Source organism: Flavobacterium sp. CFBP9031 (assembly GCF_034044945.1).
Classification (GTDB): domain Bacteria; phylum Bacteroidota; class Bacteroidia; order Flavobacteriales; family Flavobacteriaceae; genus Flavobacterium.
Genome location: NZ_JAXCWF010000001.1, coordinates 368,987 through 393,032 on the forward strand (window position 1 = coordinate 368,987; position 24,046 = coordinate 393,032).

Annotated in this window: 20 protein-coding genes and 1 tRNA gene; 10 read left to right on the forward strand and 11 right to left on the reverse strand. The window is 33.9% G+C overall.

The genetic code is table 11. The annotated features are described in order from the left end of the window. Nucleotides 1-27: 27 nt before the first annotated feature. The 7 genes from SOM12_RS01615 to SOM12_RS01645 all read right to left on the reverse strand — a co-directional run bounded on the left by SOM12_RS01615 (nucleotide 28) and on the right by SOM12_RS01645 (nucleotide 9,992). Nucleotides 28-249 carry a hypothetical protein gene (locus SOM12_RS01615; RefSeq protein ID WP_095928902.1) on the reverse strand — a complete coding sequence of 74 codons (222 nt, stop codon included), beginning with the start codon at nucleotides 247-249 and terminating at the stop codon, nucleotides 28-30. 4 nt (nucleotides 250-253) lie between these two features. Continuing rightward, a complete protein-coding gene (locus SOM12_RS01620; protein WP_172426865.1) occupies nucleotides 254-2,326 on the reverse strand; it encodes a UvrD-helicase domain-containing protein in 2,073 nt (690 codons plus the stop codon). Continuing rightward, nucleotides 2,316-4,103, reverse strand: coding sequence for an ATP-dependent nuclease (locus SOM12_RS01625; protein WP_095928904.1), 1,788 nt, complete (start codon nucleotides 4,101-4,103; stop codon nucleotides 2,316-2,318). Before SOM12_RS01625 ends, SOM12_RS01620 begins: the two co-directional genes overlap by 11 nt. A gap of 197 nt (nucleotides 4,104-4,300) precedes the next feature. Then, a complete protein-coding gene (locus tag SOM12_RS01630; RefSeq protein ID WP_320492162.1) occupies nucleotides 4,301-5,101 on the reverse strand; it encodes a TatD family hydrolase in 801 nt (266 codons plus the stop codon). A gap of 484 nt (nucleotides 5,102-5,585) precedes the next feature. After that, a complete protein-coding gene (locus SOM12_RS01635; protein WP_320492163.1) occupies nucleotides 5,586-7,007 on the reverse strand; it encodes an RtcB family protein in 1,422 nt (473 codons plus the stop codon). Nucleotides 7,008-7,387: 380 nt separating this feature from the next. Further along, nucleotides 7,388-9,628 (reverse strand): hypothetical protein, encoded by a 2,241-nt coding sequence (locus SOM12_RS01640; protein WP_320492164.1) that lies wholly within the window; start codon nucleotides 9,626-9,628, stop codon nucleotides 7,388-7,390. 247 nt (nucleotides 9,629-9,875) lie between these two features. Beyond that, nucleotides 9,876-9,992, reverse strand: a tRNA-OTHER gene (locus SOM12_RS01645). A gap of 288 nt (nucleotides 9,993-10,280) precedes the next feature. Here SOM12_RS01645 and SOM12_RS01650 point away from each other — a divergent pair. From SOM12_RS01650 to SOM12_RS01690, 9 genes are all read left to right on the forward strand, one after another. After that, the gene (locus tag SOM12_RS01650; protein WP_320492165.1) at nucleotides 10,281-10,895 is read left to right on the forward strand and encodes a hypothetical protein; all 615 of its coding nucleotides are present in this window, start codon (nucleotides 10,281-10,283) and stop codon (nucleotides 10,893-10,895) included. Between the two features lie 277 nt (nucleotides 10,896-11,172). Continuing rightward, on the forward strand, nucleotides 11,173-12,210 hold the full coding sequence (locus SOM12_RS01655) for a WYL domain-containing protein (RefSeq protein ID WP_320492166.1): 1,038 nt from the start codon (nucleotides 11,173-11,175) through the stop codon (nucleotides 12,208-12,210). Between the two features lie 221 nt (nucleotides 12,211-12,431). Then, nucleotides 12,432-12,890: a MarR family winged helix-turn-helix transcriptional regulator gene (locus SOM12_RS01660; protein WP_095928910.1), complete on the forward strand. Its 459-nt coding sequence runs from the start codon at nucleotides 12,432-12,434 to the stop codon at nucleotides 12,888-12,890. A gap of 119 nt (nucleotides 12,891-13,009) precedes the next feature. Then, nucleotides 13,010-15,400: a 3-hydroxyacyl-CoA dehydrogenase/enoyl-CoA hydratase family protein gene (locus tag SOM12_RS01665; protein ID WP_320492167.1), complete on the forward strand. Its 2,391-nt coding sequence runs from the start codon at nucleotides 13,010-13,012 to the stop codon at nucleotides 15,398-15,400. Between the two features lie 30 nt (nucleotides 15,401-15,430). Beyond that, nucleotides 15,431-15,811, forward strand: coding sequence for a four helix bundle protein (locus tag SOM12_RS01670; protein ID WP_180858257.1), 381 nt, complete (start codon nucleotides 15,431-15,433; stop codon nucleotides 15,809-15,811). A gap of 32 nt (nucleotides 15,812-15,843) precedes the next feature. Beyond that, a complete protein-coding gene (locus SOM12_RS01675) occupies nucleotides 15,844-17,025 on the forward strand; it encodes an acetyl-CoA C-acyltransferase (protein ID WP_320492168.1) in 1,182 nt (393 codons plus the stop codon). Nucleotides 17,026-17,181: 156 nt separating this feature from the next. Continuing rightward, nucleotides 17,182-17,532: a four helix bundle protein gene (locus SOM12_RS01680; protein WP_095928913.1), complete on the forward strand. Its 351-nt coding sequence runs from the start codon at nucleotides 17,182-17,184 to the stop codon at nucleotides 17,530-17,532. A gap of 55 nt (nucleotides 17,533-17,587) precedes the next feature. After that, nucleotides 17,588-19,393, forward strand: a complete 1,806-nt coding sequence (locus SOM12_RS01685; protein ID WP_320492169.1) for an acyl-CoA dehydrogenase family protein — start codon at nucleotides 17,588-17,590, stop codon at nucleotides 19,391-19,393. A 228-nt stretch (nucleotides 19,394-19,621) separates the two neighbouring features. Beyond that, nucleotides 19,622-20,713 (forward strand): glycoside hydrolase family 18 protein, encoded by a 1,092-nt coding sequence (locus tag SOM12_RS01690; RefSeq protein WP_320492170.1) that lies wholly within the window; start codon nucleotides 19,622-19,624, stop codon nucleotides 20,711-20,713. A gap of 54 nt (nucleotides 20,714-20,767) precedes the next feature. Here SOM12_RS01690 and SOM12_RS01695 read toward each other — a convergent pair whose 3' ends face one another. The 4 genes from SOM12_RS01695 to SOM12_RS01710 form a co-directional block, all read right to left on the reverse strand. Further along, nucleotides 20,768-21,253 (reverse strand): hypothetical protein, encoded by a 486-nt coding sequence (locus SOM12_RS01695; RefSeq protein WP_095928916.1) that lies wholly within the window; start codon nucleotides 21,251-21,253, stop codon nucleotides 20,768-20,770. Between the two features lie 82 nt (nucleotides 21,254-21,335). After that, nucleotides 21,336-22,250, reverse strand: coding sequence for a transporter (locus SOM12_RS01700; RefSeq protein WP_320492171.1), 915 nt, complete (start codon nucleotides 22,248-22,250; stop codon nucleotides 21,336-21,338). A gap of 44 nt (nucleotides 22,251-22,294) precedes the next feature. Further along, complete coding sequence (locus SOM12_RS01705; RefSeq protein WP_320492172.1) at nucleotides 22,295-22,807, reverse strand: DUF4251 domain-containing protein; 513 nt, start codon at nucleotides 22,805-22,807, stop codon at nucleotides 22,295-22,297. A 4-nt stretch (nucleotides 22,808-22,811) separates the two neighbouring features. Continuing rightward, nucleotides 22,812-23,237, reverse strand: a complete 426-nt coding sequence (locus SOM12_RS01710; RefSeq protein WP_320492173.1) for an META domain-containing protein — start codon at nucleotides 23,235-23,237, stop codon at nucleotides 22,812-22,814. Between the two features lie 213 nt (nucleotides 23,238-23,450). Between SOM12_RS01710 and SOM12_RS01715 the strand changes: the two genes are divergently transcribed. Further along, nucleotides 23,451-23,978 carry a superoxide dismutase family protein gene (locus SOM12_RS01715; protein WP_095929096.1) on the forward strand — a complete coding sequence of 176 codons (528 nt, stop codon included), beginning with the start codon at nucleotides 23,451-23,453 and terminating at the stop codon, nucleotides 23,976-23,978. Nucleotides 23,979-24,046 lie beyond the last annotated feature (68 nt).

Genomic DNA, 24,046 nt, shown 5'->3' on the forward strand with positions numbered 1-24,046 from the left:
TTTTTAATTTGAGTAATACCTGTTTTCTTAAATTTTATTTTTAATACTTTCAATAATCTTTTCGACCTCATTAATTGAATTAATATTCCCCCAACTTTTTTTATAATTTCTACAAATAACACCAACAGTTCCCTCTAATGATAAAGTTATCATTGTTTTTATTTCATCATTTACAAACTCTAGTTGTCCACTGATAAGTCTTTGTTTATATACAAATCTTAACTCTTCAATTTGCTTTCTTGTTATCATAGTTTTATTTTTTTACTAAATCAGAATTAATAATCCAATCAGAATTTCTATACTTATCTAAATCGTCTTTTACATTTTCCTCTAATACTGCAAAACATAACAAATGAGTTGGGCGAGAAAAACCTACATACATCATTTTTAAAGCTTCTATACCAGTCGGGGTTTCACAACTTTGTTTTTGCTTGTACAATGGAATTGTTTTTAACTTTTGTTTTTTTATTGATGTATTTAAACTAGCCTCTTTTAACTTTAAAGTTTCATAAATAGGCTTTTTATATGCCGTCTCGACATACATTGTAGCGCAATGTGTTTGGCCTTTTACAGCATGAACTGTTGTCACTTCAATTCCTAAATTATCTTCAACTATTTTTTTATTCTTAATTCTCATTTCATCATTAAATTCAAAAATAAAAAACTGCGTTTTACGATTTAATTCTAAATCAAACCATTCCTTAAATTCATTTTCAATGAATTTTTTAACCGAATTAAAAACAAGCCTATAGTTTTTTGTAGAAACTAAATCAAAACACCAATCAAATAATTTAGCTTTAAAATCTTCATAAATCCCATTATTAGAGCATGCTTTAATGTATTCAATTAGATCACTTTTTGTATAAAAACGCTCAACGGTTCTACCTCTAATTATCTTTACTAATTTTTTATCTTCAAATCTCAATATAGTAATTAGAGCATTTAGTATTGATTTTCTAACTCCTTCTAACGTTTCTTTCTCTTGATCAAAAAGTTGAAGATATTTACTCAGTGAATCAAAATCTTCTTTTTTTGATTTACTCAATTTATTGTAGCCAAAAACTGTATGAAGACATAAATTACCATCACTCTCGTTTGTTCTTTCTCCTGTCCAACCAATAATTTTAAACCCTTTTTTCTTTTCTTCAATGTTATGGAGATTATGGCTTTTTATTATTTCTTCAAACTTAATTTTTAAACGTTCTTTGGTTTCTTTAGTAAATAAAACTAAGTGAGGATTAATCTCTTTTTCATTTTGTAAAAGCTTTCTTTCTCCCACAACATTGAATTTTTCTTCTTCATTTCTAAAAGTAAAATAATTTACTAATTCAGCATTTTTAGAACTTAAGCGGTTTGAACCATTTAAATAGCTAGCGTTTCTTGGCTTCCAATCACACTCATCTTTAACTCTATTGTAAATTGACTGATTTGGATCACCAATTCTTTGAATTATAGTTTTAGATTTTTCAGTAAAAAAAATATTATCAATTATATCTATTTGATATTCTTCTAAATCCTGCATTTCATCAATGAAAACATATTTAAAACGATGCTGAAGTTGTTCTCTAACATTAGGAAAATTATGTAAATACCAATTTGCCAATGAAAAGGAATCTCTATATGACAGAATTCCATTTCTAAACAAACTTTCTTTCCAATTTTCAATTTCTAAATAATGATCTTTTGCAGTTCCGTCAAATTTATATAGGGTTTTGCTTTTTTCACCATACAATATTTTTCTACTAATTAAATCGAATTTTAAATAAAAAATAAAATCAATAGTATTTTCATTCTTCTCATTTGGAGAAAGATTTGTCCTATTGTGATTTGCTTTACCATACAAGAGATTCTTTAGTTTTGGAAAAGTATCTCCATTCTGCTTCCATTTAAGTTTATAATTAAAAAAATCCGCAACTTCTTTTTTATATATATCATCATCGTTTTTAGCTATATAGGAATCATATTTTAAAAAATTTGCAGGGTTAGCCAAAAATTTATTTACAAAACTTTGAACAGTTCCTATAAAATTTGGATACTGAAATAAATTAGGACAATGCTTTTTTAATTCTTTTTCAATTTCATTAACGGTTGAATTAGTGTGAGCCAAAACTAAAATACCTGAACCATCATTAAATGGAAGTTGTTTAGAAAGACAATAAAGTTTTGCCATTAAAGCAGTTGTTTTCCCACTGCCTGGAACAGCTAAAAGATCACTAGTTTGTAGATTTTTAATAAATGGAATCCTTTCTTTTTTATCAAATTCATTTCCATCAATAAAGATATGTTCCGCTTCTCTAATATGTATATCATTTATTTCAACTTTCATTACAAACATGTTTTATTGCATTAATAATATACTCCATTTTTTTATCTTTAGATAAATTCTCTTTTGTTAGCGACAAATCTTTTTCGATTTTTTCTGCTAACAAAGAAGCAACTTCAACCTTATCTATCGGACTATGTCCTTTATCCTTTCTTAATTTAGATATAAACTTAGTCTCTTCGAATTTTCCATCTTTAAACTCATCTGTACCAGAATGAATCTCAGAAACAGATTCTTTAAAAAATTTAGAAAGTGTTTCTGATTTATATAAACACCATTCTAAAGTCCAATCACTTGTAGAGGATAATAACACATTTGTATTTTTGAAACTATCCGCTAATTCAGCTATTTTCTTTTCTTTTTCTTCTTTTTTAATTGCGCAAAATGAATTGTCTTTACTATCTGGCCTATTATCCAAATCCGTTATTATTGCGACAGGAATATTTAATTTTTCGATTGGATTTTGCCTTAAAAATATTCTTGCGAATTTTAAGTAAGCTGTAGAACCAACATTAACAATCGAGATTTCCTTCTCTGTCAAGTCATATCCCAATCTTCTAGCAATAACAGGTAAAATTATTTCTTCTGACCAACCTTCAACTAAGATGACTCCTTTGGCAAAAAACAAATTAGCTTTCGTCACATCTAGAAATCGTTCTAAAAATTTATAATCATTTTTCTCCAATTTGGTATACTTATCTTTTTTAGTTCTTTCGTTTTCTTCATTAGGTACTTCTCCTAAAGGTAAAGCTTGATTGTTATTACAAAATATTAAATTATGCAACTTAACTTTTGAAGCTAAATTTGGACTATGAGTAGATAATATGAATTGAACTTCCGTTTCTTGTTGGAGTGCTTCAATAATTTTCATTTGTGCTTGTGGATGTAAATGTGCTTCTAATTCTTCAATCATACACAATCTTAAACCGTTCCAATTATCTTTTTTTAAGTGTAGCAATTCAGCCGACATATATAATCGATTCATTGTTCCTAGACCAAGATTTTGTTGGTTTAATATTCCTAGAGAAACTTTTTCTAAAATACTTTTAATATCACTGTCTCCAAGTGATATACGCGATGTTTTATCTTTATGAGTGAATGAAACTAAAAAATCGTCAATAATTTTTTTAAGTTTCTCATTTCCATCAGTTTTAAACCATTTTTCAATTTTTAAATTCAATTCCTTAAATTCAGATTCAAAAGGATGTACATCACTTTTAGATTTCTTTTTAAAAGATTCGTGTTCTCTAAGAATTTGAGATAATCTTGAGTTTTTTTTAGCTGTTAAATCATTATCCGCATCTCGTAACGCTTTTAAATAAGTAGTTTTCAAATATTCTCTTGCTTCTGCATTTAACGGATAACCTGTTTCATCCATACCAGCTTTAACATCTGTTACTTGAATTCTATCGTCTTTAATTTCAACTTGATAAATCAATCTTAAAATAGGTTCCGCCTCTTTACCAATACCTTCCCATCCAAGCCATTCAATAAAATTTTTAGCTTCGTTTGGCTTTAAGCCTTTAAATTCTAGTTCAATTCTTAATTTGTCAGAATTTTTATAAAAATCAGATTCTTCAACTTTAATCCATTCGTAGGCATGAGTTTTTAAAACTAATTTAATTGCATCTATAATGGCCGTTTTACCTGAATCATTCTCCCCAATTAAAACATTTAGACCTTTATTAAATGAAACAATTAAATTTGGTTTATTCAAATCAAATGGGTTTTCAGAACCATATTTTCTAAAATTCCAAAGCCTTAATTCAGATAAATACATAATTTTACTTTATTAAATTTTTAAATATACCTTAATTCAAAGGTGCATCATATCTTACAAATATTTTTACGGATTTCCATAAATCAATATAAAATCTTTAATACACCCTTATGTTCAAATATATACAAACAAAAAGCCTTCAAACCAAGTACAAACACCTAATTTAAAAGCCAACAAATAATCTTCTAATTAATATTTTAAATCCCAAAAAAGCTTTTAGCATTCCTCGTCGTTTCCTCCGCAACCTTATCCAAAGTAATTCCTTTAAACTGTGCAATTGTTCCGGCAACATACGGCAGAAAAGCAGGTTCGCAACGGCGTTCGTGGTATTTCTTTAAAAGGCTGTTCGGGACATTTTTAGGAAGCATAAACGGCGCATCGGTTTCAATCATCATTCGGTCGAGCGGTACGTACTGAATGACTTCTTTTAAATGGCTGAAACGCTTGGCATCAGAAATCGCTCCCGTAAAACCGAGATAAAATCCGTTATCGAGATAGGTTTTGGCTTCTTGCAACGTTCCCGTAAAACAATGCACAACAGCTTTTGGCAATTGCGGCAAATAGTCTTTTGTGATATTCATAAAAGAATTAAAAGCGCTTCTTTCGTGCAAAAACAAAGGTTTCTGTACTTCAATCGCCAATTCTAATTGGGCTTTATAACATTCTTCCTGTTTGTTTCGGGGCGAAAAGTCACGATCAAAATCGAGTCCGCATTCGCCAACCGAAACTACGTGTTTCAGTTCTAATAATTTCCTGAGTTTCGAAATACTCTGCGCATCAAAACTCTTCGCATCATGCGGATGTATTCCCGCCGTAGCGTACAGCACGCCCGGATACTGCCTCGCAATCTTAGCAGATTCTTCGCTATTTCGTACGCTGGTACCCGTGAGTATCATTTGCGATACATCGGCGTCGAGCGCGTCTTGTACGACATCGTCTATGTCGTTTTGGAATTGTTTGTTGGTCAAATTAATTCCGATATCTATATATGTTTTCATTTTTTTTTGTTTTTTGCCACGAAGGCACTAAGGCACAAAGTTTTTTTTATTCTTTGTGTTGGTTATTATTGTTTTAAGTTGCTAAGGTTCTGAGATACTAAGATGCTAAGTTTTTCTTTTTAATCTCGCAAAGTCGCAGAGTCGAAAAGTTTTTTGTTTCACGCTCCCGATAGCTATCGGGATTGCAGATTCTAGCTGATTTAAAATGATTTTTATAAATAATCTGCGAGCATCTGCTTAAATCTTTTTAAATCTGCGTGAAAAAATCTTTAACCACAAAGTTTGTCATTTCGACGGAGGAGACCCGAGCGATAGCGAACAGGCGAAGCAAATCTTCGCGAGAAACTCTACAAAGATTGGACTCACGTTGTGGAGCTACTTGTGGAGATTTCTCCTCCGTCGAAATGACATAAAATGAGGTTAATCGCTGTAATGAGAAACCTTAGAACCTTAGTATCTTAGAACCTCAGTATCTTAAAAGAAACTAATCCTCTTTGCTCCCATCATCTGCCATTCGAACCAATTTCGGCGTAAATTTGGCAACCACATCAACTAAATCCTGTTGCGCTTCCATCACCTGATTGATATCTTTATACGCCATTGGGGCTTCGTCTAGACCTGCACCGATAAGCGTAACACCATGATCTCTCAGGATCGATTTCATTTCAGTTTGTGTAATGTTTTTTATAGCTTGAGTTCTGCTCATTTGTCTTCCTGCTCCATGCGAAGCCGAATTGATGGCGTTCTCCTCGCCTTTTCCTCTCACCAAAAATCCCGGTGCGGTCATACTTCCCGGAATGATTCCCATAACGCCTTTTCCGGCTGGAGTTGCTCCTTTTCTATGTACGATCACTTCTTCGCCGTTCCAGATTTCTTTCCAGGCAAAATTATGGTGGTTTTCGACTTTGGCTAAAATCGTCGCACCCAAAGCGCGTTCCATTTTGTTATGGATAATCTCGTGACAAGCCGAAGCGTAATCTCCTGCCAAATTCATCGCCAGCCAATATTCCTGTCCTAATTGCGAGTTCATATCTAAATATGCTAAGTTTTTGGCCACTTCTGGAAGTCTGCATTCGTCTTTCGCAATTTTTGTATAATGTCCTGCAATTGTGGCTCCCATTCCGCGTGAACCAGAATGCGTCAACAAAGCGACGTATTTTCCTTTTGGAATATTCAAAACCGCATCGTCTTGCGCAAATTCCATGATTCCGAATTCCACAAAGTGATTTCCACCACCCGAAGATCCTAATTGCGACCATGCTTTATCCTTCAGGTTCTTCACAAACGGATTCATATTAAAAGCATCGTTTTCCAAAACCGCATGATCTGATTTGTACTGACCGTGAAATCCGTGACCTGCTCCAAAAATAGAATTTGCAATTAATTCTTTTTTGAATTTGGCTTCGTTTTCAAAGTAAAAATCCTCCGCAATATCATAAACTGACAACGCCATTCTACACCCAATATCAACCCCAACACCATACGGAATAATAGCATTTTTTGTGGCTAGAACTCCGCCAATAGGTAACCCGTAACCTTGGTGCGCGTCTGGCATTAAAGCTCCGGCAACTGTAACAGGCAGTTTCATGGCAACTTCCATTTGTTTTCTGGCTCCGTCTTCGATATGATCCAATCCGTAAGCTGAATATGCATTTGGATTCTGATTTAAAGCGATGAAATCTTCTGGTTTTTCATTCGATTTTTCGATTAAAGCAACAGCCAGTTTGCTGAAGATTTTATCGTCGATATAATTCTCCGGAGTTTCTAAGACGTTTTTGAAATTGGTAATCATTTCGTCTCTTGTGAATCCGTTTCTTTTGCTGTTTATTTTTAATGCGATTCCGATTATTTTTCCTTCTGGGAATCCTAATTCTAATATATCTGTACCGTTTATTTGTGTTTTCATTTTTCTTTCTATTTTGATAGTACAAAGGTTAATTTCTACTGCGCAGTCATTTTGCGTAGTTTTTTATTTCTAAGTTTTTTTGCTTATGAAAGAGATGGCTCTCGCAGATTTTGCAGATTAAACAGATTTTTTTCTCTTTTTTTGTCACCCTGAGGAACGAAGGATCACATCCAATATTCCTCAAAAAGAATCGCCAATCTTTGTCGAGTTTCTTGTGTGATCCTTCGTTCCTCAGGATGACAAACAGTACGTTTAATAAAAAACTTAAAAAACTCTGCGTCTTCGCGCCTTTGCGAGATTAAATTTACCAATCTTTGCGGAGACGCACAGCAGTGCGCCTCTACAAACCTTTGTCACTTTGTCACTTTGCAACTTTGCAACTAATCCACCAACAATTGCGTCACAACCGCTGGATTCATCGCCCATTGCGCTGTATAAACCTCATCGGCAATTTCATTTTCGGTGATTGTTAAACCTTGAGCTTCCGCTTTAAGCTGTAACAAACTACCAATATTCAATTTGCTGTTTAGTTTTGCCAACAACGCCTGAACGCCTTTGAAATCCAATCCACCTACAACCTGACCTCCGAAAGTCATCTCTAACCAAACGATTTCTCTTTTGGCTACATCCAACACTCCAAAAACCAAACCTTTGGCAACATTTTGCGTCACACGAACCTGATGATCTACACACGACGGATCGTATGCTACACCAGTTTTCTCCGAAATTTTCATCGGGTATTTGCTGTTCATCCAACCTACGACCAAATTTGGCGTAATACTTCCGTTGCTGTACGCATTACAAGTAAAAGTTACAAATTTAGCTTTGGCTTTCGCCAATTCGTCGATGTTAATGTTGATATATTCGGCAGTTCCAATTTTATTCGGAATGCTTCGGATATCTCCACTATGCTGACAACCTGTAGTCGTCAATCGGCTGAAAGAACAAATATCTGAACTGTTTTCGTAAGCGATATGACAGCTCAAATCCATATCTAAATGCTGCGCTGGCAAATCTTTACCCCATTGCATAAACAATCGTAATTCGTTTCCTTCAATTGGGAAACGTGTTCCCATTAAAGCAACTGGCAAATCCTGAACGGTTTCGCTTCGATCTCCTATAGAAACCGGAATATTAAACAATTGCGGATCGATATAGATTGTTTTGTTGGTGTTAACAATTTTCGCAAATCGTTTTTTCATGGCCAAAAGACACAATTCTTCGATTTGATTTTTCATCGCTTCCAACTGAAAATCTTCGTACAACTTCAATAAAGCGTTTGCTTCAATTCGTTTGTTTGTTCCGCCCAAAGGTTTCACACTTCTCTGCATGTTTTTATCAAAATAATTCTGAGCATACATGTTCAAAGTAAACACCAATCGAGCCGGAACTTTATCGATGATTTCTTCAAAATGAGCAATAGTTTCGTCTGCTCCAAACCATAGCATGTTTGAGAATAACGAACGTGCAAATAAACCCGGGCGTTGTTTCAATAATGCAAATGTTTTATCGGCATCAAATTTCAATCTTGACGAATCTACTTTGCTTTGCCAAACATCGTACACTTGGTTGTAGAACACATCCATTAAAAAGTTCAATTTCTCAAACCCTTTTCTTTTGCTGTATTCTGCCAAACGCAACGCTCGGATAAAACGAACCCACATTCCTCTTTTTGGATGCATGGTTTCGCACATAGCCTCCACTTCCATATTCATATTATTCAACCAATTTGCTACCATTAAACATTCTTTTCGGGAATATTTTAGTTTCAAATCTTTTTGAGAAGCAATTCTTGCCTGAACACTTGTATCTAAAACATTATGGAAATGTTGTGCATTTTTGGATGTTCTTTTGATAATCGTTTTTGGCTCAATAATCTGAAGCATTCCTGTGTTTTTATACCATAAGTATCGTAAGATATCTGTTGGTGTTTTTAAAAACTCAGAAGCCTCTTCTTCTTTACCGTTTTCGATCAAAAGATCAATTACGAGCATTAAAGTTTCCTTTATTGCTACTTCTGTTTTTGGTAAAGGCAAATATTGCATCGCCATTTTTAAACTATCTACTTGCGTAGCGTCTAAAGCGGTTTTAGATTGCAATAACGATATATAGAAATCATTTAAATCTTTTTCTGTCCACAATTCCAGCATTTTTAATTTGCTTCCTTGTCCGATATTTTCCAGTTTTCCAAATTCAAACGGAGTTCCACAGAACGGGCAACCATTGTATCTCTCTAATGGAAAAGTATTATCCGGAATAATATGTCCGCATTGTAAAGCTGTTCCGTTTTTAGTTTTAAAAACATTTCCGAAAAACGTGATGATATGATCTACAACAGATTCGCCTGTTGGAACATTCCATTCTTTTACCAATGGCGTCCAGTTTTTATCTGTTCCTAAAACTTCTCTTAGAACTTCTAAAACCTCGATTTTATAAGTTGGGCTCACGTTGTTTAAAGCGTGAAGCAAAGATTCAGAAAATGTAAATCCAAGTTTTGAAACATTGGCTAACAAAACGGATGTTGTTCCTGATAAATTTTTAACTTCATTCGTAATCATTTCTGATGGAATGAAAATAGCATTTTGACGTAAACTGATTTTTAATAATTCTCTTGTTTTCATTTTTTTTAATTTTTAAAAATTTAGATAATTGCGTTTCTGATTTCTACCTAAAAGAGTTTTGAAGTAAGAAACACTTGACCTGAAATTTGACGATAATTGATTAACTAAGCTAAAATGGAGCGGGCTACCGCGAAGAAGTAAGTTAATCTTGACCCTCGTTTTTTATTAATGATAATTTTAAAACTTTGTTCGGATTCGAACCGAAATTAGCCATTGTCTGAAGTAAGTTTTAATTGACCATTAATTGTGAAGCAGATGGGATTCGAACCCACGACACGGACATTAGAAGTGTACGAAGTAAGTTTTGATTGACCTTTTCAGGATAATTTCAAAACTACCTGCTCTACCGCTGAGCTACTGCTTCATAATAATTAAATAAAAAGGTAATGGTGTAAGTGTGTACATTGGAAAGTGTTTTCGAAGTAACTCAAACTTGACCTGTTTTATTCTTTTTTTTTATTTCTATGAACGTTTGTTTTTTATTTCTTGAACAAAGATTTTAAAATTAGTGCGCAGTCATTTTGCGTAGTAAAAATTTTGTTTCATTTATTAGAAATACTATTTGTTTTATTTCTTGAGCAAAGATTTCAAAACTACTACGCAATTATTTTGCGCAGTAAAAAAAGAATTTTAAATTTGAGTAAAAAACAACATGAATTTAAAGGAAATTTATTCTGATTTACTTTTGAATATCGGCTTTTCAGCAAATGAAATTCAGCAAAACTGGACGGATTTAGAAAAGGCATATTCCAAAAAATCAAGGCATTATCATAATCTTACGCATTTAAAAGAAATGATAAAGGGTTTTGAAACGTATCGCGATAAACTTCAAAATCCAAACGAAATATTATTTTCTATTTTTTATCATGATTTTGTGTATTCGGCTTCCAAAAAAGATAACGAACTTAAAAGTGCTGAGTTTGCTTTGGCAATTTTGCCTGAAAATATCAATTTAAATAAACAATTGGTTTTTGATGCGATTTGTGCGACGCAACAACATCAGTATAATTCTATTGAAGACATTAATTGGTTAATCGATTTTGATTTGAAAATCCTCGCTAAAGATTGGGATGATTATAAAATCTACTTTGAACAAATTAGAAAAGAATATCGCATTTATCCTGATTTTCTATACAAACCCGGACGCGCAAAAGCGTTGAAGCATTTTCTGGAGAATGAATTTATTTTTCAGACTGATGAGTTTAGGAATTTGTATGAGGGAAAAGCGAGAATTAATATTGAAAGAGAAATAGAGTTATTAAACTAAAAATTGAATCTCGCAAAGACGCAGAGTCGCAAAGTTTTTATTTAAAGTATTAATTAAACGCACAGTTTGTCATCCTGAGGAACGAAGGATCACATCCAATATTCCTCAAAGAGAATCGCCAATCTTTGTAGAGTTTCTTGTGTGATCCTTCGTTCCTCAGGATGACATAAAATGGGGAAAATCATTTTAATCCTCATAATCTGTGGCTTAAAAAAATAAAAACTTTGCGCCTTCGCTCCCGATAGTTATCGGGATTGCGAGCAAAACACACACAGCAATGTCACAAAACAAAAATGCCCTAATTAGATACAAAACGATCGATAAATGTCTGCAGAACAAATACAGGCAATGGACACTCGAAGATTTAATCGAATGCTGTTCTGAAGCATTATTTGAATATGAAGGACGCCAAAATCCAATCAGTAAGCGAACCATTCAAATGGATATTCAGCTGATGCGAAGTGAGAAATTGGGTTATAATGCTCCGATCGTGGTTTACGATAAAAAGTATTATAAATATGAAGATGAAGATTTTTCGATAACCGATATTCCGCTAACGGAAACCGACATGAATGTTTTGACCGAAACGGTTTCTATGCTAAAACAGTTTAAAGATTTCTCTTTATTTAATGATGTATCGGATATTCTACAGCGGTTAGAGGATAAAATCTACGCCGAGAAATCGCATACCAAACCTGTTATTTATCTGGATAAAAATGAGAAACTAAAAGGGCTTCATTATCTGGACGAAATATATCAGGCGATTATCAAGAAAATGGTTCTCATTATTACTTATAAATCTTTTAAATCCAGAGAAGAAACGAAATTTCATTTTTATCCTTTTATACTAAAAGAGTTTAATAATCGCTGGTTTTTAGTCGGAAAGAAAAAAGCCTCACAGCCGATTACCAATTTGGCTTTGGATAGAATTATTTCTATTGATTACGATTTTAATCTTCCTTATTTAGAAGAAGATTTTGACGCTGACATTTATTATAAAGATGTAATTGGCGTAACGGTTAATTCAGGATTAAAAGCTAGAAGAATCGAATTGTGGGTCGATGCTTCGAATGCGCCCTACGTACTTACAAAACCTTTACACACTTCGCAGCGATTAATTAAAGAAAATGAAGACGGCAGTGTTATTATACATATATATGTAATAATCAATTATGAAATGGAACGGCTTCTTCTAGGTTTTGGAAGCTGTTTGGAGATTTTAAGGCCCGAAAGTCTGAGAAATCGTATGAAAAAGATACTTCTAGATGCCATTTCCCGTTACGATTCTGAAAAACCAACTGAAATAAATGCATAATTTTTTGCAGAATACAGAAATAAATGCTTTTTAAAAATTAAAAAAGGATTTTTACCGCATTAAAAATGTTAAAATCTAAAAAAAGAATAGTATATTACACTTAAAATAAACAACCAAAACCCTCTAAATCAGGGATATTTTATAACCAACCAAAAAATTATTAAAAAATTATATGCATGCATAGTATTTTTTAATTATATTTGAAATCGATATAGTTACCTATGAAAGATAAAACGATAGATTATATTTTGAGAGCGACATGGCAAGCTGTTTCAAGAATGTATAATGAAGAAGCAGCTAAATACGACGCAACAATGGCGACAGGGTTTGCTCTTTTAAGTATGGACAAGGAAGAAGGAACTCCGTCAACGGCTCTGGGCCCTAGAATGGGTATGGAAGCCACCAGCTTGACAAGAACTTTAAAATCTATGGAAGAAAAAGGTTTGATTGTTCGCAAAAAGAACCCAAGCGACGGTAGAGGTGTTTTAATCTATCTGACCGATTTTGGGAAAGAAAAAAGAGATTTATCTAAAAATACGGTTCTGAAGTTTAATGAAATGGTAAGAAAACATGTTTCGGAAGAAAAGCTGAATCATTTTATCGAAGTTTCTGAAATTATCAACGAACTGATTCACGATAAAAACATATTTAATCAAACAGAAAACACAGAAAAAGAATAATATTCTTTTCCTCCTACAAACAAATAGTAACAAATTATGAAATCGCCCACAATAAAGTTTTTTCCAATTAATAAAAAGGCGATAACATATTTGACAAATAGAAAACAAAATTAACAAATATGAAACGCACAATTAAAAAAGTTGCTGTAATTGGATCCGGAATTATGGGTTCAGGTATAGCTTGTCATTTTGCTAACATTGGTGTCGAAGTTTTACTTCTGGACATTGTACCGCGTGAACTGACCGAAGCTGAAGCTAAAAAAGGATTAACACTTGAAAGTAAAGCCGTTCGCAACCGTGTGGTAAACGAACATTTGGCGAATTCATTAAAATCAAAACCATCTCCTATTTACAGTCAGAAATTCGCAAACCGAATCACAACTGGAAATACGACAGATGATATGGCAAAAATTGCCAATGTTGACTGGATTATCGAGGTTGTTGTGGAGCGTTTAGACATTAAGAAATTAGTTTTTGAACAAATCGAGAAATTCCGTAAACCGGGAACTTTAGTTACTTCTAACACTTCTGGTATTCCAATTCATTTTATGAGTGAAGGAAGAAGCGAAGATTTCCAACAGCACTTTTGCGGAACTCACTTTTTTAACCCTGCGCGTTACTTAAAATTATTTGAAATTATTCCTGGTCCAAAAACTTCTACTGAAGTATTGGATTTCTTAAACGAATACGGATCTAAATTCTTAGGAAAAACTTCTGTTGTTGCTAAAGATACTCCGGCGTTTATTGGAAATAGAATTGGTATTTACGGAATCCAAAGTTTATTCCACTTAGTAAAAGAAATGGGATTAACAATTGAAGAAGTTGATAAATTGACTGGTCCAGTTATCGGTCGTCCAAAATCAGCTACTTTCCGTACTGTTGACGTTGTTGGTTTGGATACTTTGGTACACGTTGCCAACGGTATTTACGAAAACTGCCCTAACGACGAGCAACACGAATTGTTCAAACTTCCTGATTTCATCAACAAAATGATGGAAAATAATTGGTTAGGAAGCAAAACTGGACAAGGTTTTTATAAAAAAGTAGGTAAAGATATTCTTTCTTTAGACTTAGATACATTAGAATACCGCGCTGCGAAAAAAGCAAATTTTGCTACTCTTGAATTAACTAAAACTATTGATAAACCAATCAATCGTTTTAAAGTTTTAGTTAAAGGAACAGACAAAGCGGGAGAATTCTACCGTAAGAGTTTCGCTGGAATGTTTGCGTATGTATCAAACAGAGTTCCTGAAATCTCAGACGAATTATACAAAATTGACGATGCCATGAAAGCTGGTTTTGGATGGGAAAATGGTCCATTCGAAATCTGGGATGCTATTGGTGTTGCGAAAGGAATTGAAATCATGAAAGCGGAAGGTTTAGAGCCTGCTGCATGGGTTACTGAAATGTTGGCTTCTGGAAGCGAAAGTTTCTACTCTGTAAAAGAAGGAGCAACTTATTTCTATAACATTCCAACAAAATCACAATTAAAAGTTCCTGGACAAGATTCATTCATTATCCTAAACAACATTCGCGAAAGCAAAAAAGTTTGGAGCAATAGCGGTGCAATCATTCAGGATTTAGGAGACGGAATCTTAAACTTAGAATTCCAATCTAAAATGAATACAATTGGTGGTGACGTTCTACAAGCTATCAATAAAGCAATCGACTTATCTGAAAAAGAATGTCAAGGTTTAGTTATTGGAAACCAAGCAGCGAATTTCTCTGTTGGGGCTAATATCGGAATGATTTTCATGATGGCAGTTGAGCAGGAATATGATGAATTGAACATGGCAATTAAATTGTTCCAAGATACCATGATGCGTGTTCGTTACTCTTCTATTCCAGTTGTAGTAGCGCCTCACGGAATGACTTTTGGTGGTGGATGCGAAATGAGCTTACATGCTGATAAAGTGGTAGCTGCTGCAGAAACGTATATGGGATTAGTTGAATTTGGTGTTGGAGTTATCCCTGGCGGTGGTGGTTCTAAAGAAATGACTTTAAGAGCATCTGATTTATTCCGCAAAAATGATGTGGAATTGAACGTTCTTCAAGAGTATTTCTTAACAATCGCTATGGCTAAAGTTTCGACTTCTGGTTATGAAGCTTTTGATACCGGACTTCTTCAACATGGAAAAGATGTTATCGTAGTAAACAAAGATCGTCAGATTGCTGAAGCTAAAAAACATGCTTTGTTATTAGCTGAAGCAGGTTATACACAGCCAATCAGAAGAAACGATATTAAAGTTTTAGGAAAACAAGCTTTGGGTATGTTCTTAGTAGGAACAGATCAAATGCAAGCTGGAAAATACATTTCTGAACACGACAAGAAAATCGCTAACAAACTGGCTTATGTAATGGCGGGTGGTGATTTATCTGAAGCAACTTTAGTATCTGAACAATATTTATTAGATATCGAACGTGAAGCTTTCTTATCTCTTTGTACTGAACGTAAGACTTTAGAGAGAATTCAATATATGTTAACTAAAGGAAAACCTTTGAGAAACTAGTATCAAGTAATAAGAATTAAGTATTAAGAAATGCACCAGTTTGAAAAATTAAAGATTTGGCAAAAAGCAATGGATATAGCGGTTTATGTTTATGAAATCTCAGCATTGCTGCCAAATGATGAAAAATTCAATTTAATTCATCAAATAAAAAAATGTGCTGTTTCTATTCCTTCAAATATTGCTGAAGGTTCAGGTAGAAATTCAGATAAAGAATTTATGCATTTTTTAGGAATTGCAAATGGTTCAACTTTTGAATTAATAACCCAATTAATACTTGCAAAAAGACTTAAGCTTGTTAATGAAGATTTAATTCAACCAACTATTAATCAATTAGTAGAAGTTTCGAATATGAATTTTTCATTTCAAAGATCACTAAAGGATAAAATCAACAAAACAATTGGAAAATCTTAATACTTAATTCTCCAATCTTAATACAATCATTTATGAAAACAGCATATATAGTAAAAGCATATAGAACAGCAGTTGGAAAAGCTCCAAAAGGTGTTTTTAGATTTAAAAGACCTGACGAATTAGCTGCAGAAACGATCCAGTTTATGATGGATGAACTGCCTAATTTCGATAAAAAACGTATCGATGACGTTATGGTAGGAAATGCCATGCCAGAAGCAGAACAAGGACTTAACGTTGGACGTTTGATCTCTTTAATGGGATTAAAAGTTGAAGATGTTCCTGGAGTTACAGTAAATCGTTACTGCGCATCTGGATTAGAAACTATCGGAATGGCAACTGCAAAAATCCAATCAGGAATGGCAGATTGTATCATTGCTGGTGGTGCAGAAAGTATGAGTTATATTCCGATGGGAGGTTACAAACCAACTCCGGATTATAAAGTTGCTGCTGCAGGTCACGAAGATTACTACTGGGGAATGGGTTTAACTGCTGAAGCGGTTGCTAATCAATACAAAATCTCAAGAGAAGATCAGGATGAGTTTGCTTACAACTCTCACATGAAAGCCTTGAAAGCACAGGCAGAAGGAAAATTTGACAAACAAATCGTTCCTATTACTGTTGAGCAGACTTTCATTAATGAAAACGGTAAAAAAGAAACAAAATCATACGTTGTAAACAAAGACGAAGGACCAAGAGCTGGAACTTCTAAAGAAGCTTTGGCAGGTTTAAAACCAGTTTTTGCTGCTGACGGAAGTGTAACTGCTGGTAACTCTTCTCAAATGAGCGACGGTGCTGCTTTCGTTTTAATCATGAGCGAAGAAATGGTAAAAGAATTAAATCTTGAGCCAATAGCGCGTTTGGTAAACTTTGCTTCTTCTGGTGTTGAACCAAGAATTATGGGTATCGGTCCTGTAAAAGCAATTCCGAAAGCTTTGAAACAAGCTGGTCTAACATTAAACGATATTGAGTTAATTGAATTAAACGAGGCTTTTGCTTCACAAGCTTTAGCAGTTACTAGAGAATTAAATATAAACCCAGATATCGTAAACGTAAACGGTGGAGCAATCGCTTTAGGTCACCCTCTGGGATGTACGGGAGCTAAACTTTCTGTTCAGTTATTTGATGAGATGAAACGCAGAGGTAATAAATACGGAATCGTTTCTATGTGTGTGGGAACTGGACAAGGTTCTGCGGGGGTTTACGAAGTTCTTTAAAAAAGAGAATAGAATATAGAATAAAGAGAATAGATGTTTTTCTTTGAGAATATAGAGAGTGACTTTTTTGGAGTTATAAAATGTTTCAAAAAACAAAATAAACATAGTACTAATCTTACTTTTTTATTTTAATTTCTTAAATTGACTCAAAAAAACATGAGACACAATTATAAGAACTTAAAGATTTGGAAGATTGGAATTTCAATTGCTAATGAAATTTCAGATGTATTAATAGAATTTCCAAAACACGAACGATACGATTTGAGTTCTCAAATAAGCAGATGTTCGGTTTCGATGCCTAGTAATATTGCTGAAGGATCTTCCAGAACTGATAAGTCTTTTAGTCACTTTTTAGACATTTCTCTTGGTTCTTCATTTGAACTAGTTACACAATTATTGATTGCTAAACATAGAAAATATATAAACGAGATACAATTTAACCAATTAGAAATTAAAATAGAAGAATTCCAAAGGATGACAATGGGTTTTCAAAACGGACTAAAGTAAAAGTCTATTTTCTGTACTCTATATTCTATTTTCTTTCATAAAAAACAAAAACAAAATGGCAGATACAATCGAAAAAAACGTGACTCGTGGTGGTCAGTTTTTAGTTAAAGAAACAAAATGCGAGGACATCTTCACACCAGAAGATTTCTCGGAAGAGCAGTTAATGATGCGTGACTCTGTAAAAGAGTTCGTTGACAAAGAATTATGGGCGCATAAAGATCGTTTTGAGAAAAAAGATTACGCTTATACAGAATCTTCTATGCGTAAAGCTGGTGAACTAGGACTTCTTGGAGTTGCGGTTCCTGAAGAATACGGCGGATTAGGAATGGGATTTGTTTCTACAATGTTGGTTTGTGACTACATTTCTGGAGCAACAGGTTCTTTCTCAACTGCTTTTGGTGCTCACACAGGAATTGGAACTATGCCAATTACACTTTACGGTACTGAAGAACAAAAGAAAAAATACGTTCCAAAATTAGCTACTGGAGAATGGTTTGGAGCTTATTGCTTAACTGAACCAGGCGCAGGATCTGATGCTAACTCAGGAAAAACTAAAGCAGTTTTATCTGAAGACGGAACTCATTATTTAATTACAGGACAAAAAATGTGGATTTCGAATGCAGGTTTCTGTAGCGTTTTCATCGTTTTTGCTCGTATTGGAGATGATAAAAATATTACAGGTTTCATTGTAGAAAACGATCCTTCAAACGGAATTTCTATGAATGAAGAAGAGCATAAATTAGGAATCCGTGCTTCTTCTACTCGTCAGGTTTTCTTCAACGAAACAAAAGTTCCGGTTGAAAACATGTTATCTGAAAGAGGAAACGGTTTCAAAATTGCAATGAACGCGTTAAACGTTGGTCGTATTAAACTAGCTGCAGCTTGTTTAGATGCGCAAAGAAGAGTTACTTCTGGAGCTGTAAAATATGCTAACGAAAGAATTCAGTTCAATACTTCTATTTCATCTTTTGGAGCTATCCGTTCTAAATTAGCTGAAATGGCAACTAATGCTTATGCGGGAGAAAGTGCTTCTTACCGTGCTGCAAAAGATATCGAAGACAGAATCGCTGCTCGTGAAGCTGAAGGTACAAGTCACCAAGAAGCAGAATTGAAAGGTGTTGAAGAATATGCGATCGAGTGTTCTATCTTGAAAGTAGCCGTTTCTGAAGACGTTCAATCTTGTTCTGACGAAGGAATTCAAATTTTTGGTGGAATGGGATTCTCTGAAGACACTCCAATGGAAAGTGCTTGGAGAGATGCTCGTATCGCTCGTATCTACGAAGGAACGAACGAAATCAACAGAATGCTTTCTGTAGGTATGTTGATCAAAAAAGCAATGAAAGGTCATGTTGATTTACTTGGACCAGCAATGAAAGTTCAGGAAGAATTAATGGGAATTCCATCTTTTGACACGCCAGATTTCTCTGAATTATTCGCAGAAGAAAAAGTAATCATAGCTAACTTGAAAAAAGTTTTCTTAATGGTTGCTGGTAGCGCTGTTCAAAAATATGGTCCTGAATTAGATGCTCACCAACAATTGTTAATGGCGGCTTCTGATATCTTAATCGAAATCTACATGGCTGAAAGTACAATTTTGAGAACTGAAAAATTAGCAAAAGCTCAAGGAGAAGATAAAGTTCAAGAGCAAATCGCTATGGCAAAATTATATTTATACAAAGCTGTAGATATCGTAAACTTAAGAGGAAAAGAAGGAATTGCTTCTTTCGCTGAAGGTGATGAGCAACGTATGATGTTAATGGGACTTAAACGTTTCACTAAATACACTAACCTGCCAAACGTTGTGGCATTGAGAGAAAAAATTGCAGCAAAATTAGTAGCAGAAGATACTTACTGCTTCTAATATCAAGATAGTTTCTAGCTTTTAATTTGTTTAAGCCCGCGCAAGTCCGAAACTGCGCGGGCTTATTTTTTTGTTATTTCCAGTGAAAGACATCACTTACAAGACGCAATATTTTTGCAGAAATTTGCAAAATATTCGTTAAAATTGACTTTCTAGAGCATTCTTGATGTTAAATATTAAATGTATTACAGTATATTTAACATTCTAAAAACTATAAAAAACAAAATAATGAAACAAATTAACCTAATTGCATCATTTTTATTGTGCTTTTGTATTACTACTACTTTCGCACAGAAAAACAAAAAAATGGACATCATTGCCTACTATACTGGCGATTCTCAACTTATTGACCAATATGAGGTTGGAAAATTAAACCAGATTATCTTTAGTTTTTGCCATCTAAAAGATGGGAAATTAAGTGTCGATTCGGCAAAAGACTCTATTACTATCAAACATTTAGTTTCGCTTAAAGCAAAAAATCCGCAACTTAAAATTATCTTATCTCTTGGTGGCTGGGGAGGCTGTGAGCCATGCTCAGAAGCATTTTCAACTGCTGAAGGGCGCTTAAAATTTGCAAAATCTGTAAAAGAAGTAAGCGATTATTTCAAAGTTGATGGTTTAGATTTAGATTGGGAATATCCATCAATTGAAGGGCTTCCTGGACATTTATACCAACCTGCTGATAAACCTAATTTTACAGAACTTCTTAAAATTTTACGCTCAACATTAGGAAAAAAATATGAATTGAGTTTTGCTGCGGGAGGTTTTCAAAAATGTCTAGATGAATCTATAGACTGGAAAGCTGTTGCTCCTTATGTAAACCGCATTAATATCATGAGCTACGATTTAGTTAACGGATATTCAAAAGTTACAGGTCATCACACACCATTATACAGCACAAATCCAAAAGAAGAATCTACAGATAGAGCTGTTGAGTTTTTACTAAAAGCAGGCGTTCCTGCTGAAAAATTAGTAATTGGAGGTGCATTCTATACTAGACAATGGAAAAACGTAGAAAACATCAATAACGGATTGTATCAAGCTGGAGAGCACTTTCAAGGAGTTGATTTTAAAAACTACGCTACAACATACACAGAGGCTAACGGCTGGAAATATTTTTATGATGAAAAAGCTCAAGCGCCATATTGGTACAATGCATCAACTAAAACTTTTGCTACATCAGATGATTTAAAGTCTATTAAAGCTAAAGCAGAATATGTAAAAGCTAAAAAGTTAGGTGGAATTATGTTTTGGGAACTTACTCTAGATAGTTTCCGTGACGGAATGGTAAATGAGATTTACAAAGTCAAAAAACAATAAATAATACAAAAGGGAATCATAATGATTCCCTTTTTTTATATAAGTCGTATAAGATTACTGCACCTTATTCTTATCTATTTCTCCAATAAACGGAATTGCTTCTAAAATTTCGCTTCTTATTATGGTTTGAAGATATACTTCAAGCTGAATAAACTTTGCTGCATTAATAGATCCAATCGCTTTTTTTGCTTGATTATAAGTTTTAGAATACAATTTCTCATAATCAATATGGTTTTTCAAAGTTGCTTTAGCCAATTGATCTGCTTTTTCATCGGTTAAAGTTTCGTAATTGGCCGCATAATCGTTTATTAGTTGAAACTTAGTCTGCCCTAGAGCTTTTCGCGACGTTTCATAATTATCGTAAACTTTAGTAAAAGCTGTTGCCTGCGCATCAGATAAATTCATGTACTGCTTTACCAGCTCAGCTTTAGATTTTCCATAAACACTTTGTACTACTTCTAAATCTTCCTTGTAAGAAGACTGCGCATAAGATGAAAACGAGGCTGCCGCCATGATAAGAATAAGTCCTAATTTTTTCATAGTTTTAATTTTAAATTTGTTTTTAAAAATTTATGCATACTCAAATATACTGATTTTAAACATATTAAACGATCAACAGGTTTTAAAAAAATGAATATTGGTAAACCGCTGACAGAGCATAATAATTTAGTCCGTTGTTGGTATAGGCTCCAATATGATATTGAAATCTAACGGACTGCCCTTTTGCAATTGGAGTAGAAAAAGTTCCCCCCACTCGCCAATTATCAATCTGACTCTCATCTGAAACTCCATCAGCAATAGTTCGACCTCCAAAAAACCAAGTCGTATTAAAACCAACCCACATTTGGTTTTTAAAATAATAGCTTGCATGCGCCTGAAGACTACAGGTTGGTTTTTGCTCTAATTTTTTTCCTAGATAATCATTATTATCCGTATAAAACCACACCCCGCCATAGGCCTCGGCATAAACGTGAGCAAACCGTTTCGACACCCCTATTTCGGGCTTAAAAGCCCAGCGGTTTGTTCCAATGTTTACTTGTTTATCGCCATAATATCTTCCTGTTGGGATTGAAGTAACCAAACTGACTCCAAGAATTGTTTTTTGCTCAAAACTTCTAAATTCAGATTTATCAAGTGCAGGAGAACCTAGCAAATTAATTCCAAAACGCACTTTCATATCTGCAAAACCTATTCTTGAGCCAGTAACCAGCTGATCACTAATTACAGCAGATCCGTCCATAAAAGTAAAAGGCAGTCCTACCTGTATACGAGCCAGTTTATCTGCCAACCCAAAAGTTTTGATATAATTTACAGCCATATTATGGCTTTGAAGTGTAAAATCTTTTATGGGTAAAGAAGGATCTGTGAGTACATTTCCATTCATGAAAACATACCCTGCCGCAATTACGTTTAGACTTTTAGGAACATTAGCATAAGCTCTGGGTTCCAAATCCTGACCCAACATGGTGAATACACAAAAAAAGAAAAACAAAACCGAAAACTGCCACTTTAATAACCATAAAAAGATTCTTACCATATATTCAGACGAATTTGTGACAAGTTTAGTATTGAATTAAATCATTATTTCTCTGCTGTTTTTGGAGCGTATATTACCCCATCATAACTAATTGGACCTCTATTATTGCTGCTTACAGAAAGCGTTGTGTTTCCGTTATAAAAGATGGAAAACGTTAAATCGTATACATCGCTAGCACCTCTTACAGTTGCTTTTAGAATAGTATTATTTTTTTTATTTTCGACTTTAATATTCTCGGGCTTCCCTTCAAATTTTATTCCACCATCACTATTATAGCCAACATTATAACCGCGTCCGAAGAAAGGAAGATCACAAGTTGCACTATCGGCCTTAAACTTTAAAAAATACGTATTATAGTCCAATTGAAGTAATCGACCACCTTGAGGCGTTGCTTTTTGAGCCTCAAAAACAAAGTTTTGAGAATCGATAAGTGCTTTAATTTCGTTTTGTTTCTTTAATTCTCTTTCTTGCTTGAGTTCTTTTTTTGTCTTTTCTTGTGCAGAAACTGAAAAATTAAAAGCAATCAGAAACAGGAAGACATATAATTTAGTTTTCATAAAACTATTTTTTAGTAAAACGCATCATCGCAATATCTCCGGAAATGAAATTCAAAGTTTTACCATCATCTGTAATACCATATGATGTAATTTTCTGCAGCGTACTCATATACACCTGCTCGCCCTGACTACCATTCAAACACATCATTTTAGTTACCGCCATTGGCTGTGTAAAATCTATTTTGTTTCCTGTCGCGCTAAGTTTTCCTGTATAAGAATTACAGCCATTATTTCCCGAAACACGACTCTCTTTGATACTAAAGACAATAGTTGGCTTTTTATTTGGGTATAAAACATCAAAAGTTTGGGAATCTGCAACATAATTTAATTCCCAAGTTCCATCAAGCTTAGAAACTGCATCCGTTTTTGCGCATTTGCAAGAAATTAAAAACGAACTAATAAAAACGAGAGTAAAAATCTTTTTCATCATAACATTAAGGATTAAATGTGAGCGAATTAGATAAATGGTTTTCAGAAATTATTCGTTAAAAACCTACACGAATTTAAACAATATTTTTTGGTTTTAACTCAATCGATGTCAAATTATAACGTATAGTTTGACTTTTTTTTAACTTTTAGAGGCAATCAATTCCGTTATTTTATGTTAAATTTACTTAATCTTTAATTAAAAATGCCCGTAGATATGAAAAAACTAATTGTTTCTTTCGCTATAATTACTGCCTTAATCATTGGCTGTAAAACAAATAACAAATCAAATGATGCTAAAACTCTAACTGTTGCATTAGAGCCAAAAAGCAATAGTAAAGTTGCCGGAACTGCTACTTTTGTTGAAAAAAATGGTAAAGTAACTTTTACAGCAAAAATAACAGGATTAGAACCTGGAGTGCACGCCATCCATATCCATGAAAAAGCAGATTGTAGTTCTGCCGACGGAAGTTCTGCTGGAGGACACTGGAATCCGACTTTCAAAAAACATGGAAAATGGGGAGTTGGGGAATATCATAAAGGTGATATCGGAAACTTTACCGCAGATGCAAAAGGTAACGGATCTATTACTTTAACTACTGACGAATGGTGTATTGGATGTGGAGACAGTAATAAAGATGTTCTAGGAAAAGGCTTAATCGTACACGCAGGAACAGACGATTTTACCACTCAGCCAACTGGAAATGCAGGAGGAAGAGTTGCTTGTGCAGGAATCATTAAATAAGAAAAATTTGAATAACCGCTATTTTTAACAAAATCTAGCGGTTATTTAATTTTAAAATGAATCCTAAG

What these genes read in the sequence shown, in the direction of transcription:
- SOM12_RS01710 (WP_320492173.1), bottom strand. Translation starts at nt 23,237, where the DNA reads ATGATGAAAAAGATTTTTACTCTCGTTTTTATTAGTTCGTTTTTAATT.
- SOM12_RS01690 (WP_320492170.1), top strand. Translation starts at nt 19,622, where the DNA reads ATGAAACAAATTAACCTAATTGCATCATTTTTATTGTGCTTTTGTATT.
- SOM12_RS01705 (WP_320492172.1), bottom strand. Translation starts at nt 22,807, where the DNA reads ATGAAAACTAAATTATATGTCTTCCTGTTTCTGATTGCTTTTAATTTT.
- SOM12_RS01695 (WP_095928916.1), bottom strand. Translation starts at nt 21,253, where the DNA reads ATGAAAAAATTAGGACTTATTCTTATCATGGCGGCAGCCTCGTTTTCA.
- SOM12_RS01630 (WP_320492162.1), bottom strand. Translation starts at nt 5,101, where the DNA reads ATGAAAACATATATAGATATCGGAATTAATTTGACCAACAAACAATTC.
- SOM12_RS01680 (WP_095928913.1), top strand. Translation starts at nt 17,182, where the DNA reads ATGAGACACAATTATAAGAACTTAAAGATTTGGAAGATTGGAATTTCA.
- SOM12_RS01715 (WP_095929096.1), top strand. Translation starts at nt 23,451, where the DNA reads ATGAAAAAACTAATTGTTTCTTTCGCTATAATTACTGCCTTAATCATT.
- SOM12_RS01635 (WP_320492163.1), bottom strand. Translation starts at nt 7,007, where the DNA reads ATGAAAACACAAATAAACGGTACAGATATATTAGAATTAGGATTCCCA.
- SOM12_RS01615 (WP_095928902.1), bottom strand. Translation starts at nt 249, where the DNA reads ATGATAACAAGAAAGCAAATTGAAGAGTTAAGATTTGTATATAAACAA.
- SOM12_RS01660 (WP_095928910.1), top strand. Translation starts at nt 12,432, where the DNA reads ATGAAAGATAAAACGATAGATTATATTTTGAGAGCGACATGGCAAGCT.
- SOM12_RS01700 (WP_320492171.1), bottom strand. Translation starts at nt 22,250, where the DNA reads ATGGTAAGAATCTTTTTATGGTTATTAAAGTGGCAGTTTTCGGTTTTG.
- SOM12_RS01655 (WP_320492166.1), top strand. Translation starts at nt 11,173, where the DNA reads ATGTCACAAAACAAAAATGCCCTAATTAGATACAAAACGATCGATAAA.
- SOM12_RS01675 (WP_320492168.1), top strand. Translation starts at nt 15,844, where the DNA reads ATGAAAACAGCATATATAGTAAAAGCATATAGAACAGCAGTTGGAAAA.
- SOM12_RS01685 (WP_320492169.1), top strand. Translation starts at nt 17,588, where the DNA reads ATGGCAGATACAATCGAAAAAAACGTGACTCGTGGTGGTCAGTTTTTA.
- SOM12_RS01640 (WP_320492164.1), bottom strand. Translation starts at nt 9,628, where the DNA reads ATGAAAACAAGAGAATTATTAAAAATCAGTTTACGTCAAAATGCTATT.
- SOM12_RS01670 (WP_180858257.1), top strand. Translation starts at nt 15,431, where the DNA reads ATGCACCAGTTTGAAAAATTAAAGATTTGGCAAAAAGCAATGGATATA.
- SOM12_RS01625 (WP_095928904.1), bottom strand. Translation starts at nt 4,103, where the DNA reads ATGTATTTATCTGAATTAAGGCTTTGGAATTTTAGAAAATATGGTTCT.
- SOM12_RS01650 (WP_320492165.1), top strand. Translation starts at nt 10,281, where the DNA reads ATGAATTTAAAGGAAATTTATTCTGATTTACTTTTGAATATCGGCTTT.
- SOM12_RS01665 (WP_320492167.1), top strand. Translation starts at nt 13,010, where the DNA reads ATGAAACGCACAATTAAAAAAGTTGCTGTAATTGGATCCGGAATTATG.
- SOM12_RS01620 (WP_172426865.1), bottom strand. Translation starts at nt 2,326, where the DNA reads ATGAAAGTTGAAATAAATGATATACATATTAGAGAAGCGGAACATATC.